Annotated in this window: 13 protein-coding genes; 4 read left to right on the top strand and 9 right to left on the bottom strand. The window is 47.8% G+C overall.

Annotated features, from left to right (window positions below; translation table 11 throughout):
* The first annotated feature begins 34 nt into the window (after nucleotides 1-34).
* Nucleotides 35-1,042 carry a hypothetical protein gene (locus L2713_RS10295; protein ID WP_248967816.1) on the top strand — a complete coding sequence of 336 codons (1,008 nt, stop codon included), beginning with the start codon at nucleotides 35-37 and terminating at the stop codon, nucleotides 1,040-1,042.
* 123 nt (nucleotides 1,043-1,165) lie between these two features.
* On the opposite strand, the gene L2713_RS10290 is transcribed toward L2713_RS10295, so the two are convergent.
* From L2713_RS10290 to L2713_RS10255, 8 genes are all read right to left on the bottom strand, one after another.
* Nucleotides 1,166-2,413, bottom strand: coding sequence for a glutamate-5-semialdehyde dehydrogenase (locus L2713_RS10290; RefSeq protein WP_248967815.1), 1,248 nt, complete (start codon nucleotides 2,411-2,413; stop codon nucleotides 1,166-1,168).
* Nucleotides 2,414-2,424: 11 nt separating this feature from the next.
* Nucleotides 2,425-3,531 (bottom strand): glutamate 5-kinase, encoded by a 1,107-nt coding sequence (proB, locus tag L2713_RS10285; protein WP_011624569.1) that lies wholly within the window; start codon nucleotides 3,529-3,531, stop codon nucleotides 2,425-2,427.
* 9 nt (nucleotides 3,532-3,540) lie between these two features.
* Nucleotides 3,541-5,037, bottom strand: a complete 1,497-nt coding sequence (putP, locus tag L2713_RS10280) for a sodium/proline symporter PutP (protein WP_011627647.1) — start codon at nucleotides 5,035-5,037, stop codon at nucleotides 3,541-3,543.
* A gap of 3 nt (nucleotides 5,038-5,040) precedes the next feature.
* On the bottom strand, nucleotides 5,041-5,217 hold the full coding sequence (locus L2713_RS10275) for a hypothetical protein (protein ID WP_248967814.1): 177 nt from the start codon (nucleotides 5,215-5,217) through the stop codon (nucleotides 5,041-5,043).
* A 274-nt stretch (nucleotides 5,218-5,491) separates the two neighbouring features.
* Nucleotides 5,492-6,313 carry a hypothetical protein gene (locus tag L2713_RS10270; RefSeq protein ID WP_248967813.1) on the bottom strand — a complete coding sequence of 274 codons (822 nt, stop codon included), beginning with the start codon at nucleotides 6,311-6,313 and terminating at the stop codon, nucleotides 5,492-5,494.
* Nucleotides 6,314-6,682: 369 nt separating this feature from the next.
* Entirely contained in the window at nucleotides 6,683-8,038 is a 1,356-nt protein-coding gene (gorA, locus tag L2713_RS10265) for a glutathione-disulfide reductase (RefSeq protein WP_109286687.1), read from the bottom strand.
* Between the two features lie 167 nt (nucleotides 8,039-8,205).
* Nucleotides 8,206-8,736: a hypothetical protein gene (locus L2713_RS10260; RefSeq protein WP_248967812.1), complete on the bottom strand. Its 531-nt coding sequence runs from the start codon at nucleotides 8,734-8,736 to the stop codon at nucleotides 8,206-8,208.
* Nucleotides 8,737-8,845: 109 nt separating this feature from the next.
* Nucleotides 8,846-9,628, bottom strand: a complete 783-nt coding sequence (locus tag L2713_RS10255; RefSeq protein ID WP_248967811.1) for a hypothetical protein — start codon at nucleotides 9,626-9,628, stop codon at nucleotides 8,846-8,848.
* Between the two features lie 263 nt (nucleotides 9,629-9,891).
* Between L2713_RS10255 and prlC the strand changes: the two genes are divergently transcribed.
* The gene (prlC, locus tag L2713_RS10250) at nucleotides 9,892-11,931 is read left to right on the top strand and encodes an oligopeptidase A (protein WP_248967810.1); all 2,040 of its coding nucleotides are present in this window, start codon (nucleotides 9,892-9,894) and stop codon (nucleotides 11,929-11,931) included.
* Nucleotides 11,932-12,059: 128 nt separating this feature from the next.
* Nucleotides 12,060-12,590 (top strand): thioesterase family protein, encoded by a 531-nt coding sequence (locus tag L2713_RS10245; RefSeq protein ID WP_248967809.1) that lies wholly within the window; start codon nucleotides 12,060-12,062, stop codon nucleotides 12,588-12,590.
* A gap of 12 nt (nucleotides 12,591-12,602) precedes the next feature.
* Here the strand turns inward: L2713_RS10245 and L2713_RS10240 are convergent, their stop codons facing one another.
* Nucleotides 12,603-13,250 carry a glutathione S-transferase family protein gene (locus tag L2713_RS10240; protein WP_248967862.1) on the bottom strand — a complete coding sequence of 216 codons (648 nt, stop codon included), beginning with the start codon at nucleotides 13,248-13,250 and terminating at the stop codon, nucleotides 12,603-12,605.
* A 204-nt stretch (nucleotides 13,251-13,454) separates the two neighbouring features.
* Between L2713_RS10240 and L2713_RS10235 the strand changes: the two genes are divergently transcribed.
* Nucleotides 13,455-14,144, top strand: a complete 690-nt coding sequence (locus L2713_RS10235; protein WP_248967808.1) for a DNA-3-methyladenine glycosylase I — start codon at nucleotides 13,455-13,457, stop codon at nucleotides 14,142-14,144.
* The last annotated feature ends 31 nt before the right edge of the window (nucleotides 14,145-14,175 follow it).

The raw sequence follows: 14,175 nt of genomic DNA, 5'->3' as shown, positions 1-14,175 counted from the left end.
GTAATTAAAAAATGTATTTTAAGGAGGATATTAAATGGGTGAAATAGTTGAGATTCTGGAAGATGGAGAAGGTAAAAAAATAATTACAGCTGAAGATGCTCAGCTTGATTCGTATTTCAAAATACATCAAAGAGTTCATGCGAAAAGTGAAGAGATTTCTAAGTCCTATACTAATAATATTCTTGTTGAATTTTCTGACATAGAAGAGTTACACGAGAAAACTATTCAATCAATAAAGTCACTCTGTCCTATTAGAAATAGTATTGTTATCAGGGTTGCAGTGTTTCATAATGAAGGTGAGGCTGCTAAATTTAACTCATTTGAAGATTTTAAAAGGCATAATATTACAAGCCCTAATCCTACAGCACAAATATCTTTAGACTATAAATTTGTTATTCTAGATAACGAAACTGGTGAATTTGAAAATTATAGAGTTATAGCTCAGGTTCGCTCTAGGGTTGCAGAGTTAAAGCAAATTGAAAATGAAGCTCCTCCATTTTTATCTAAAGCATTAATAACTAGTTTAGTTACGCAAACAGCTAAAATTACTATTTTATATGGTGATTATGTCAAAGCTAGGCACTTTACGGCTATGTTTGATGAATGGATAAAAGGCTGTGATGAATCGAAAAGTTTGAAGTACATTAGTACGGTAAAGAAGTGGTCTCATCTTTTATCTATATTCGGGAAAATAATAATATATATATTACTGGCATTTTTTATGACATCATCTTTTCGTAATGATTCTATAGAAGTGACAAACTTATTTTTAATGCAATTTTTAATTTTGTACTCAGTTGTTTTTCTGATGGTAGGTATGTTGTCTGGTCTTTTCTTGAGCAGGATTGAGATGTCAATAGATAGTTACTTGTCATTATCTTATCTGAAAATAAATAAAGGTGACAATAAGGCTATTAAAGAATATTCTGATAGAAATAAAAGTTCTGCGGCTTGGGCTATAGCTGGTATAGTAGGTACGGTATTAATTGGTTTATCAACAAATGCTGCGTATGACATCATAAAGAATTATCTATTTAGTTAAGGGGTAGTTGTTATATTAATATAATAGCTTGTAGATAATATAAATATAATTTATCTATCAAAATCCCCAAGGGAGAATGCCTTGGGGCTTTATTATTTAGTAAATCACATCACTAGGTAATCGCTAAGCCCTAATTTGTCCTGTGCCTGAAACCAGATATTTTTCAGTGGTTAAGGCTTCGAGTCCCATGGGGCCGTAGGCATGCAGTTTAGTGGTGGCTATGCCGATTTCGGCGCCGAGGCCGAGTTCACTGCCATCGGAAAAGCGTGATGAGGCATTCACCATAACGACCGAGGCATCCACTGCGCGTTGAAAGCGGGCGGCGGTGAGTTCATTGCCGGTGCAAATCACCTCGGTATGGTGGCTGCCAAACTTAGCGATATGTTGGGTGGCGACTTCAAAACTGTCGACTTGGCGAATGGCGATTTCTAAGTCCAAGTATTCTTGGCCAAAATCTTCTTCTGCCATATAAGTGCAAGCGTCGAAATACGCGGCGGCCGGAGGGCATGCATTGATTTTTACTTGATGCTCGGCCAGTGCGTTAGCGACGCGGGGCAAGAATCGTGGCGCGATATCCTTATGTACTAACAAGCCTTCGAGGGCGTTGCACACTCCTGTGCGTTGGGTTTTGCCATTGAGCAGCAAATCCAAGGCGATATCTTGATTAGCGTCTTTATCCACATATAAATGGCACACACCTTTAAAGTGCTGAATAACTGGAATGCTACTGTTTTCAGTGACGTAGTTAATCAATCCTTCACCACCGCGGGGGATGATCACATCTATAAATTCCCGCTGCTGCATCAGTTCGAGCATTAGGGCGCGGTCAGGATCGGGGATCACGCTGATAAGTGCTTTAGGTAAACCATAGGCGGTCAGTACCGCCTGTAAAATGCTGGCGATCACTTGGCTGGTGTGTAGCGCTTCTTTACCGCCACGCAGGATCACCGCATTGCCGGATTTAAAGCACAATGCGCCAGCATCGGCGGTGACATTAGGGCGCGCCTCATAAATCATACACACCACGCCGAGTGGTACACGCATCTTACTGATAGATAAGCCGTTAGGCCGTTTACCAATAAAACGCTCGCGCCCAACGGGATCGGGCAGGGCGGCGATGGTTTCGATTCCTTGCGCCATCGCCTCGATACGATGCTGGTTCAGCGTGAGGCGATCGACCATTGCAGGGCTTAAGTTGTCCTGAGTCGCTCGGTGCACGTCAATCAGGTTCGCGCTTTGGATTTCATAGCTTTTTTCCCTTAATGAGCGCGCCATATCCAGTAATACGGTGTTTTTTAACGACTCATCGAGTTGGGCGAGTGTGCGGGCCGCATGGGCGGCATCGGCAGATATTTGTTTAATTAGGCTCATAGTTTCTCCACTCAAATGGATTTAAGAATGGCGATATTCTTATCGGAAATGATGGGGCCGGTTTTTTGCTGGAATTCACTGGCAAACGCCTGATCATCCTGCTCGGTAATAAAACTCAGTAGGCAACTGCTGTAGTTAGATTTGGCTTTCGCCAACTTAGTGCCATCGCCTTTTCGCACCAAAATGGTGTCGCCCACTGAGAAATCCCCTTTGACTTCAACCACATCATCGCTGGTTAATTGCTCGCTGTGCTGATCGAGTGCGAGGTCAAAATCATCCTCGACGATCACTTCGCCCTGCGCCTGCGAGGTGTGGGTCATCCAATGCAAATGCTCCTGCATCGGTTTTTCGTAGGGGGTAAAGAGGGTGCCCGGATTTTGCCCCTTTAGCAGTTGGCTAAAGGAGTCGGCATTAAAGCCATTGATAATAAAGGTCTCAATGCCGTGGGAGATGGCTTTCTCGGCGGCTTGGATTTTAGTGCGCATGCCTCCTGTACCCACATCGCTGCTGGCGCCTCCCGCCATCGCATAGATATCGGCATTGATTTCAGTGACTTGCTTTATCAACTTGGCATTGGGATGTTCGTGGGGATTTTGATCATAGAGTCCATCCACATCCGAGCAAATCACTAAGGTGTCGGCATCGGCCGCTGCTGCCACCATGGCCGAGAGATTATCGTTATCGCCAACCTTAAGTTTGTCGGCGGTAACGGCATCATTCTCATTGATGATCGGCATTAAACCGTGCTCGAGCAGGCTAAAAATCGTGTCTCGAATACTGATATAACGCTCGCGATTACGTAAGTCGCCATGGGTCAGCAGCAGTTGGGCAGTGGGAAAATCAAATAGCTTATTCCACGTCGCCATCATATCCGCCTGACCCGCAGCCGCCATGGCCTTTTTCACTGTGACACTCGGTTGAGTTTGGCCCTCAAAATGATGCCAACCAGCGGCAACCGAGCCGGATGAAACCAGTACCACTTGGATACCTTGGACGCGACAGTAAGTAATAAACTGCGCGATACCCAAGAGATAATGGCTACTGCAACCTTGCTTGTGGGGCGCGATTAAGGCGCTCCCCACTTTGACGACGATACGTTTACGGGGAGAGTCTGTCATAACGCCTCCTTAGCTTTCCTCGGCCAGTACACGACCAGCCTGATGGAATTGCTTAGTGGTTTTAGGACAAGGATCGGTATCGAATTTGCTCACCAGATAAATCACAGTGCTGCTGACAACAAAGCCTGGGATCATCTCATACACTAAGCTACTCAATGCCTTACCATCGGCAAGCACGGGGGCATAAATCCAAAAGAGTACCGTGAGCGCGCCTGAAATAATCCCCGCAATCGCCGCTTTATGGGTGAGGTTAGCCTTATACAAACTAAACAGCACCAGTGGGCCAAACGCGGCACCAAAGCCTGCCCACGCATTACTCACGAGGGAGAGGATACTGTTCGAGCGGTCGAGTGCCAGCAGCGTTGCGACAATGGCGACACCTGCGACCCCGTAACGACCCATTTTTACCATCTCTTGCTCGCTCGCTTGTTTCTTCGACAGCGTGCGATAAATATCTTCGGTCAGCGAACTCGACGAGACTAATAACTGCGATGAAATCGTGCTCATAATGGCCGCGAGAATCGCTGCCAGCAGGAAGCCGCTGATTAAGGGATGGAACAGCAACTCTGAAAACACGATAAAGATGGTTTCAGGATCCGAAAGCTTCATGCCAAATTTATTGGCGTAGGCGATACCGACTAAGCCCGTCGCTAAGGCGCCGATAATGGTCACTGTCATCCAACTGATGCCGATTCGGCGTGCGGTTTTAATGTCGGCGACCGAGCGGATCGCCATAAAACGCACAATAATATGCGGCTGGCCGAAATACCCAAGTCCCCATGAGAGGCTAGAAATTAAGCCAAGCAGAGTCACATTTTGCATCGCGTCGGTAAAATGCGGGATCGACTGATAGGCAAAGTTCATCATGCGATCTGCGCTGGTAAATTCTTGATATGCCACGAAAGGCACTAAGACCAAGGCGACAAACATAATGCAGCCCTGCACAAAGTCGGTAAGGCTAACGGCTAAAAATCCCCCCAGCAGAGTGTACGACACCACGACGGCTAAGGTGACCACTAGGCCAATATCGTAGTTCAACCCAAAGGCGGATTCGAACAACTTGCCGCCCGCGACTAATCCCGCCGAGGTATAGAGGGTGAAAAAGATCACTATGATGGCGGCGGCAATAATACGAATGCTGTTATCGGCCTGACCAAAGCGTTTAGCGAAGAACTCCGGAATAGTCAGCGCGTTATCGGCGACCTCGGTGTAGACCCGCAATTTAGGGGCGACTACCAGATAATTGATTAGAGCACCAATTAATAATCCGAGGGCAATATACAGGGTTTCAAACCCCACCAGAAACATAGCGCCGGGCAGGCCCATCAGCATCCAGCCACTCATATCCGAGGCGCCAGCCGAGAGTGCCGTGACTTGTGGGCTCACTTGGCGGCCACCCAAAATGTAGCCAGAGACATCATCGGTCGACTTGCGATAGGCGAACAAACCAATAGCGAGCATGGCAATAAAGTAAATTGCCAATGAAACGTAAGAGAGGGAATTCATCGATTATTTTCCTCCTAACGCTTTGTTATTTTGAATGAAGCTCGGTTTCAAAATGACAAAGAGATAGGTACTTAGAATGGCGAACAGGCAGAAATATTGTAGTGTTCCATGAAGACGTGCTCGGGTGGAGCGGATGATCTGTGAGATGGGGTTTTCATCTGTAGTATGCTTAGCTGACATAATGCCTCCTTGATTTTTCTCAAACAAAAATGAGAGTGTGATTTAGTTAGTACTCTAATTACCGTAACATATATAAATCTAATTTTCCCGCTTAAATCACAATTTAATAGGGCGAATTCGCGCTTTTGACTGATTTTTATAGTTTGAGTTGATAGCAATTTTGCGTTTGCAATTGAGGATTTAGCGTGAGAAAGGTCGTGGCAGAAAGAGGAAGAAACCCTTTCGAAGGGGCTTCTTCATCAAACGACTGGGGATGGCTTACAGAGCAGGATCACTAGAGCTGGTAGTTAAACTCTATCCTATGATCGCCGTCCATAAAGCTAACGTTTTCATTAAAGTTGGCAAAGTAGCGCAGGTTCATTCGTGGGTTGATTTGGTAACTGAGCGCGAGCTCGTGGGTTAAGATATGGCTCTTGCCTAAGCCATAATAGTTGTCGGTGTAATTGTCAGAACCCGAAATAGTCGTCAACCAGAAGGGATTGTAATTCAACCAGATTTTGTCGGTGAGCTTGAGCTTGCTATACATTCCCACTAGGCCGTAAACGCCCATGATGGAGTAACCACTGTCGATGGAACCATCATCTTCGAGGGCGTCGTTACCAATAGACACACCAGCGCCAACCAGTGGATAGAGGCTGAATCGCCCCATCGGCGGTAAGGCTTGGATAAAGCTATAGGACAGATCGGCACTCTCTTGAGCGACTAAGTTAGGATTAAGGTTATAGCTGATATCAATTTGCGCGGCTCGGCCGTTGGTGACATTGGCGGTAAAGTTACGAAAGCGGAATGAGTCGACAGAGTCAGAGGCGGCGCCTTCGCCTCGCCAGCCTAGAGTATCGCCAAAGATCCCCTTCACTTCGATGACATTCATCCCAGCTTTATTTTCTTCGCCCGTATCATAGGCTTGGCCTATTTTCAGGTTGAGGCCTTTATCTGTTACGCCAAAGCCCGCTTGAGTATAAATCGCCAGCGGATCGGACATATCCTGCGGCTGTTTTTCAGTTTTTACGACAGGTGTTATGTTACTGTCGGCCGCGTGCACTGTGTATAGGGGCAGCAGGGCGATACCTGCGATAAATGAATAACATGCTCTCATATTAACCTCTCGATTTTATTTGAGTTAATGGCTAAGGATGGGCAAGAGGTGAGGCATGAGATAAATACTGGGGTTTTGATTCGCGGCCGAGATTGTGTCATTTGCGTCATCCTATGCAATGTGGGGTCCAATAGGTTTTTAAGTCCCGTCACTTAGCAGAGAATGTCTGCCCTTATGAGACAAAAATCACCATTAGCTAAACTACCCTAAGCATGGGGTTGTGGCAAAAGTATTTACTTAGGCGGCTGACTTGCGGTGTGATGGTGTTTGTGAGAGGTTGTCTGGCAGCGACTTCTATTGAAGCTTAAACGACTGAGTAATAAAAAAGGCCAGACTATTCTGGCCTTTAAGTTTCTGAATTTGCGAGATTTATCGCATCGTAACAAATTCCTCAGCCCCAGTGGGGTGGATGGCAACAACGGCATCGAAATCAGCTTTGGTGGCGCCCATTTTCATTGCGACACCAAAACCTTGGAGAATTTCGTCCATACCAAAACCAATGCCATGAATACCAACGACTTTCTCTTCTTTACCGGCGCAGACTAGCTTCATCTTACAGGCCTGGCGATGGCTAGTGACGGCGGTATACATGGAGGTAAAGCCTGAGGTGTAAACCTTCACATTATCATCACCATATTGCGCGCGGGCTTCTGGCTCGGTTAATCCCATAGTGCCAATCGGAGGATGGCTGAAGACCACGGTTGGGATTTGGCTGTAATCCATTTTGGCATCGCTCATGCCGTTAAATAGGCGCTCAGAGAGTAAACGACCCGCTTTAACCGCAACGGGAGTCAGCTCCACGCCGCCCGCCATAATATCGCCCACGCAATAAATGCCTTTGTGGGTGGTGTTTTGCTGCGCGTCGGTAATCACATAGCCTTTGCTATCCAATTGCACGTCGGTGTTTTCTAAACCGATATTGCCCGTCGCGGGTGAGCGGCCAATGGCCCAAATCAGGCAATCTACGGTCACGCTTTCGCCATTTTCGAGGTGCAGAGTCAGGCTGTCGTCGGCATTTTTGACCACAGATTGAGGAACACTGTTGGTGTGCAGGGTTGGGCCTTCGGTCTTCATGGCATCGACTAGGGCGTCGATCAGCATAGGATCGAAGTTACGCAGCGGCGCATGTTTACGCACAAACAGGTGAGTCTCGCTGCCAAGCGCGTGTAACACGCCCGCGACTTCGACGGCGATATAGCCAGCGCCGACGACAGCGACACGTTTAGGTTGTTCGCGCAGGGCGAAGAAACCATCGGAATCAATACCGTATTCCGCACCAGGAATGTTTGGGATAGTTGGTGCGCCGCCGGTAGCGATCAGGATATGGTCAGCCGTATAGTGCTCGCCATTCACTTCAATGGTGTTGCCATTAACGAAGCGGCCATAACCATTGAGCAGGGTGACTTTGTTATTGGTAAAACCGCGACCGTAGGCCTCGTGGATACGACCGATATAGGCTTCGCGGCTGTTCACTAAGGTGTTCCAGTCGAATTTGTTGACTGAAACATCAAATCCATAATCTTTGGCGTAGAGGTTCATGGCTTCGGCGATATGCGCGCCATACCACATGACTTTTTTAGGTACGCAGCCCACGTTTACGCAGGTGCCGCCAACATGTTTCGCTTCGATGAGTAGAACTTTAGCGCCACGCATGGCAGCTCGGTTAGCTGAGGCGATACCGCCGCTGCCTGCGCCTAGGCAGATATAGTCAAAATGTTGAGCCATGAGTTTCTCCGTCTAACTCTAAGAATGAGGTGCTTAATAGCAGAAGGTCATTGTAGGTTGGAATGGGTTTGCAGACCAGCCCATTAGGTTGCTTTGGTATAGACCTTGTTTTGCTGCAAAAAATCTCAGCAAAGCACTCACTTTAACTATGGGCGGTTAGCTCAAGCTTAACGGCGATATTGGCAGCGATAGTGATCGTCTTGGTTTGGTCCTTCGGCGCCGCATTTGAGGCATTGCCACTCCTGCTGACGGGCACTGAGCTCATCGGTGTGATAGCTCGCCGCTCTGTCGGGTCGACTGCCAATCTGGGTTTCGAGTTGCGACATGCGGGCATTGAGCCAGCGGCAACTTGGGTCGTTAGCGACTCTATCTCGACTGGCGAGTTGTTGTTTGCGGCTCGGCTTTTTCTTTTTCGCGGTGGTCGATTTGGTCGCTTGCTTGGTCTTTGCCTCATCCACATTGACTGTAGGCGACGAATACTCCAAGGCGCTTTGTTCTGCTGGGATGGCAAGCGGTTTTCCCTCGCTGTCGAGCAGTGTGCCTAAGGGCAGAGGTTCGCTAGGCGTGTTTTTGGAGAGGTTTTCTAATCCATGTTCGGGCACCAACACGGGCTCGCGGGCGGCGCAGATAGAGGACAAACTGCAAAATACTAATAGGATAAAGGTGTGAGATAACATCTTGGCATGGTGAGTTAACATTCCCTGTTCCTCGGCACGTTAAGGTCGTTCCTTCGACACCTTGAGTGTAGTTAGCGCGGGATAGGTTTGCCAAACGGAAGAATAAAAGTGGCCAGTGGCCGTGTCACCCTTAGAAGCTGATATTGAAATGGATACCCGCATAGGTTTGATCCAGCGAGCTAAAGTCACCATTGGCGGCCGCTTCTTGCTCAATGTCATTTTGAGCTATGCTGTGGCTAATATGGCCACTGAGACTCATATTGTCGGCCAGATCATAATTCGCCTCTACCCCAAATTGCAGATGATTTTGGCCGTTGTGGTCTTCAGTGCGATATTTAAAATCAAGCCCTTGGGTAATATAAGGGGCGAGAGTGAAACGTTCACTCAGTTGCCAATAACTGTGTAGACTCAATTCGACAAAATAGCCTGCAGCCTCGGTGGAATACACATAATTTACCGAGGGGACTAACCAAGGGGCGGCGGTGTAGGCTAATTCTGCGAACAGTTCGTTATCCTGACAGCGACTGCTGCTATAGCCTTCAATCCGTTGATAGCCCACATGTGCTTCAACATCTTCACTGAAGTGTAATGCGTATTCGAGGCCAATGTTCCACTCGGTATAAGCTTGACTATCACCGCGCCCGACAAGGGCGTAGGTTGTCAGGTTGCCGTATTCAACGCTGGCGTTCATCCAATAGATACCGCCATGCTTGAGGTTGTTGCGGCCTTGGGAGATGTATTTGCTGTCCCAACCTAGGTCGAGATTAACGGCCCAGTCTGATGTCGATACGGGCAATATGCCGCTGCTGTTTCCTTCGGCTTGTGCGAGGCTCTCGTTGCCCCAGCCGTTGTTTGCACAGGCTAAGCTAAGGATGCCCAAGGTACTGAGGATGAAGTGTTTTAAAACGGCCATAACGAAATCTAATCTAGATGCGAACTATAACTAGATTTTAATACAGCGGAATATGATCGTTAATGAGAATGGATTTGATTTGCGATCAACTCGTCAAGATTGAAGAAGTAAATTTGGTGTAAATCTTAATTGTGAGCTGGCTCGCTTTTTTCTTCGTCTAATGGCGTTAGTGACATAGACGAAGGTTGCAATCGGTTTTCTTGCCTTGATAAATAGTAGATAAGCCCTTATTTATTAGCTACACAGATTGTTGAGGAACCATTATGAGCAACCCTTTGCTTAACGGCGCAAAATTACCGCTTTTTTCCCAGATTAAACCTGAACATATTCAAGTTGCCGTTGAGCAGGCCATTGCTCAGTGTCGTGCCAAGATTGATGAAGTGCTGCAAAACTCAGGGCCGTTTACGTGGGATAACTTAGTCGCCCCGTTGGAGCAAGTGGACGACGAGTTAAGCCAGATTTGGTCGCCCGTGTCCCATATGAACTCAGTGGTGAGCACTGATGAATGGCGCGCCGCCCATGATGCTTGTTTGCCACTGTTATCTGAATACGGCACCTATGTGGGCCAACACCAAGGGCTGTATCAGGCCTATAAATCGCTGCGTGCATCGCCAGAGTTTGACCAATTAAGTCAAGCGCAACAGATGGTGATTGAGCACAGCTTACGGGACTTCGAGCTTTCGGGTATCGGCTTAGATGATGGGCAAAAAGTGCGTTATGGCGAAATCGTTAAACGCCTATCCGAGCTGACGAGCGGCTTTTCGAATCAACTGCTCGATGCGACCCAAGCTTGGACTAAGTTAATTACCGACGAGGCAGAATTAGCCGGTTTACCCGATTCAGCTAAGGCGGCCGCAAAAGCGATGGCCGAGGCTCGCGAACAAGAAGGTTGGTTATTTACCTTAGATTTCCCTTCCTATTTACCCGTGATGACCTACAGCGAAAACCGTAGCCTACGTGAAGAGTGTTATCGCGCCTTCGTGACTCGCGCCTCGGATCAAGGCACGAATGCGGGCGAATTCGATAATGGTCCCTTAATGGATGAAATCCTTGCGCTGCGCCACGAGCTGGCACAGTTGCTAGGCTTTGATAGTTTTGCCGAAAAATCCCTCGCGACGAAAATGGCCGAAACCCCAGCTCAAGTAATGGCCTTCTTAAACGAATTAGCGCTGCGCTCTAAGGATCAAGCCAAGGCCGAATTAGCCGAGCTTAAAGCCTTTGCACTGGAGCAGTATGGCGTGAGCGAAATGGCGTCTTGGGATTTGAGTTTCTATGCCGAGAAGTTACAGCAACATAAATATGAGATTTCTCAAGAGTTACTGCGCCCGTACTTCCCTGAAGATAAAGTGCTATCTGGCTTGTTTTACACCGTCTCGCGCCTATTTGGCTTAAAAATTGTTGAGCAAACTGAGTTCGACCGCTGGCATAAAGACGTGCGTTTCTTCGATATTTTCGACGAAACGGGTGAGCACAGAGGCAGCTTCTATTTAGACTTATACGCCCGCACAGGAAAACGCGGCGGCGCTTGGATGGATGATTGCCGCGTGCGTCGTAATACGCCCCATGGTCTACAAAAGCCCGTGGCTTATCTCACGTGCAACTTCAATGGTCCAGTTGATGGCAAACCAGCACTCTTTACCCACGATGAAGTGACGACGCTGTTCCATGAGTTTGGCCATGGCATTCACCATATGCTGACCAAAATCGATGTGGCAGGCGTATCGGGTATCAACGGTGTGCCTTGGGATGCGGTCGAATTGCCTAGCCAGTTTATGGAAAACTGGTGCTGGCAAGAAGAAGCCTTAGCTGAAATCTCCGGTCACTACGAAACCGGTGAACCTTTGCCAAAAGCCATGCTAGACAAGATGTTAGCGGCGAAAAACTTCCAATCTGGCATGATGATGTTGCGCCAGCTTGAGTTTTCACTGTTCGATTTTAGATTGCACCACGAATATGACCCCGCCAAAGGGGCGCGTATTCAAGAGACCTTGGACGAAGTGCGTCGTCAGGTGGCCGTGTTAATTCCGCCTTCATTTAACCGTTTCCAACATGGTTTTGCGCATATTTTTGCGGGCGGTTATGCCGCAGGTTACTACAGCTACAAGTGGGCCGAAGTGCTTTCAGCGGATGCGTTTTCTCGCTTCGAAGAGGAAGGCATCTTCAATCCTGACACTGGCCGTAGCTTCCTGCACAACATCCTCGAAATGGGTGGTTCTGCTGAGCCGATGGACTTGTTCAAACAGTTTATGGGACGCGAGCCGAGTATCGATGCGCTGCTGCGCCACTCTGGGATTGCGGCTTAAGCCACACTAAATAGGAAAGCTTGAGCATAAAAAGGCGCCATTTGGCGCCTTTTTTGTGAGCTAGATCTCGCTTGCCCTCTGGTATGACCTCTGTTAGCCTGTGGCTCTTCTTTTTAGGGCGACTGCATATGAATCTGTATTTCCGTTTGTTTTGGTTGTTGTTTTGGCGCACGCGTCACTGCCGTAAGATTGATTTTTTAGGCACGAGCCGCATTACTTACCGTGCATTACCTAGCGATTGCGATATCAACTTCCACCTGACCAACTCCCGTTATCCGGCGTTTATGGATCTGGCGCGCACCTATATGCTGGCCGAAATGGGACTGTTGAAGCGTTTCCTCAAATTGAAGTGGATGCCGATTGTTAACGCCGCCGAATTTACCTATATCCGCGATATCAAACCCTTAAAAAAGTTTGAGATTGAAACCAAAGTCGTGGGCTGGGACGAGAAATATTTCTATATTGAACAACGCTTTGTGAGTGAGCGTGGCCTGCACTGCATAGTGCATGTGCGTGGTGTGTTTGTCTGTAAAGGTAAGCAAGTTCCCTTGGATGTGTTAGTCAAAGAGGCGGGTTATACCTATCCTGCTCCTGAGTTGCCGCCAGAAGTCATTAAATGGAAAGCGTTTTTACAATTAAAGAAAGAGCGTAATCTTTAGGACGCGCTGGTACTAGGGAATACTCCTAATCCCAGTGTCTTCCTCCATTTCGGCGAGTAGCACCTCTTCAAGCACCAGCATCCAGGCGCCGCGTAGCTGCGCCTGTTGCCAGTAACGCACGAGTTCATCTAAATCCAGCAGATTTAAGTGGGAAAAACTGTAGCTTAAACAGGGGATAAGCGCGCAGTCGGCCAAGGTAAAACTATCGCCGCACACCCAGTGATTCTGCGTGAGATGGGCATCCAAACGCTGAAACTGGATAAACATCTGTTTTTCTATCTGCTTGATCTCAAATTCGTGCCCTTCGGGGGCATGCTTTAATTTTTCCAATTGAAATAACGGGTTATTAATATCGTTATCTATGATGCGATCGAATAAGCGCACCGCAAGATTGCGTTCGGGGTCGGCGGGCAGTAACTCGGTACTGTTTTGAAAATGCCTGTCTAGGTATTCAATAATAATGCTGGACTCGGGGAGCAGTTGACCTTCGTGGGTTTTAAGTAATGGGAGTTTGCCGGGAGGGTAAAATTGCTGGAATGTTTGACGTGCTAGCGGGTCGCGCAAATCGGTGATCCGCGGGTAAAAGTTAGCTTGTTTTTCATAGAGAGCAATCAACACCTTCTGTGAATAACGTGATAACGGATGATAGAACAGCTCCATAGGTGTCGACCCCACAACCCCTGCATTTTTTGACTCTACGCCTTAACTTTAGTCGTTATCAAGGCGCTTGCTGTGGGATTTTTTCTGCAGATTGGCGTCAGTTGCGTAAAAGTGGGTTGCCATGCGGAATGATCCACTCGCGCAAAAATTCGGTACTATTAGCTTTAAAATCGCAGTGAAATAGAGATAACCAAAGGTAACAGTATGAGCCAGTTAGAAAGTTTCTCATCCATCTATGCCAGAGCGAGTGAGCGCAAGGGCGGTAAAAAGGGGCTCGAAGCATTACTGCCTGGCTGCCTAACGAGTGCCGAAATTCGCCAGTATGATGATGCTACGCTGCTCTCTGCCATGAGCCGACAGGTGTTTCAGAGTGGCTTTGTCTGGCGTGTGGTCGATAATAAGTGGCCTGCTTATGAGCAATCTTTCTTTCATTTTGTACCTGAAAAGGTATTGATGCTGTCACCAGAGCAGATCCAAACGCGCGCCGCGGATGCGACTCTGATCCGCCATTTAAAGAAAACCCAAGCAATTTATGATAATGCCTTGATGATCCATGATATTGCCCGCGAACATGGTAGCTTGGCTAAGCTGATTGCCGACTGGCCGACCGAAGATATAGTCGGGCTTTGGGCACTCTTAAAGAAACGAGGCGCTCGCCTCGGTGGCAATACGGGGCCGTATTTCCTGCGCGGTATTGGTAAGGATACCTTTTTGTTAACCGATGATGTGCAAGGCTATTTTAAAGCGCATAAGCTGGTGGATGCCGGTTTTAGCTCGCAAACGGCGTTAAAACAGGTGCAGGCCGCCTTCAACCAATGGCAACAAGAATCGGGTCGCTGTCTTGCGGATATCAGCCGCGTCTTAGCCTGTAGTGTGGGCGATAATCGTATTTAGATAAAAAAGGACCAGCCAAATTGGCTGGTCA

This window comes from Shewanella seohaensis (assembly GCF_023283775.1).
Taxonomy (GTDB): domain Bacteria; phylum Pseudomonadota; class Gammaproteobacteria; order Enterobacterales; family Shewanellaceae; genus Shewanella; species Shewanella seohaensis.
Note: the sequence above shows the minus strand (reverse complement) of the source record. Positions and strands in the feature narration are given on the sequence as shown.

What these genes read in the sequence shown, in the direction of transcription:
- gorA (WP_109286687.1), bottom strand. Translation starts at nt 8,038, where the DNA reads ATGGCTCAACATTTTGACTATATCTGCCTAGGCGCAGGCAGCGGCGGT.
- prlC (WP_248967810.1), top strand. Translation starts at nt 9,892, where the DNA reads ATGAGCAACCCTTTGCTTAACGGCGCAAAATTACCGCTTTTTTCCCAG.
- L2713_RS10245 (WP_248967809.1), top strand. Translation starts at nt 12,060, where the DNA reads ATGAATCTGTATTTCCGTTTGTTTTGGTTGTTGTTTTGGCGCACGCGT.
- L2713_RS10235 (WP_248967808.1), top strand. Translation starts at nt 13,455, where the DNA reads ATGAGCCAGTTAGAAAGTTTCTCATCCATCTATGCCAGAGCGAGTGAG.
- L2713_RS10240 (WP_248967862.1), bottom strand. Translation starts at nt 13,250, where the DNA reads ATGGAGCTGTTCTATCATCCGTTATCACGTTATTCACAGAAGGTGTTG.
- proB (WP_011624569.1), bottom strand. Translation starts at nt 3,531, where the DNA reads ATGACAGACTCTCCCCGTAAACGTATCGTCGTCAAAGTGGGGAGCGCC.
- L2713_RS10290 (WP_248967815.1), bottom strand. Translation starts at nt 2,413, where the DNA reads ATGAGCCTAATTAAACAAATATCTGCCGATGCCGCCCATGCGGCCCGC.
- L2713_RS10260 (WP_248967812.1), bottom strand. Translation starts at nt 8,736, where the DNA reads ATGTTAACTCACCATGCCAAGATGTTATCTCACACCTTTATCCTATTA.
- L2713_RS10295 (WP_248967816.1), top strand. Translation starts at nt 35, where the DNA reads ATGGGTGAAATAGTTGAGATTCTGGAAGATGGAGAAGGTAAAAAAATA.
- L2713_RS10275 (WP_248967814.1), bottom strand. Translation starts at nt 5,217, where the DNA reads ATGTCAGCTAAGCATACTACAGATGAAAACCCCATCTCACAGATCATC.
- L2713_RS10270 (WP_248967813.1), bottom strand. Translation starts at nt 6,313, where the DNA reads ATGAGAGCATGTTATTCATTTATCGCAGGTATCGCCCTGCTGCCCCTA.
- L2713_RS10255 (WP_248967811.1), bottom strand. Translation starts at nt 9,628, where the DNA reads ATGGCCGTTTTAAAACACTTCATCCTCAGTACCTTGGGCATCCTTAGC.
- putP (WP_011627647.1), bottom strand. Translation starts at nt 5,037, where the DNA reads ATGAATTCCCTCTCTTACGTTTCATTGGCAATTTACTTTATTGCCATG.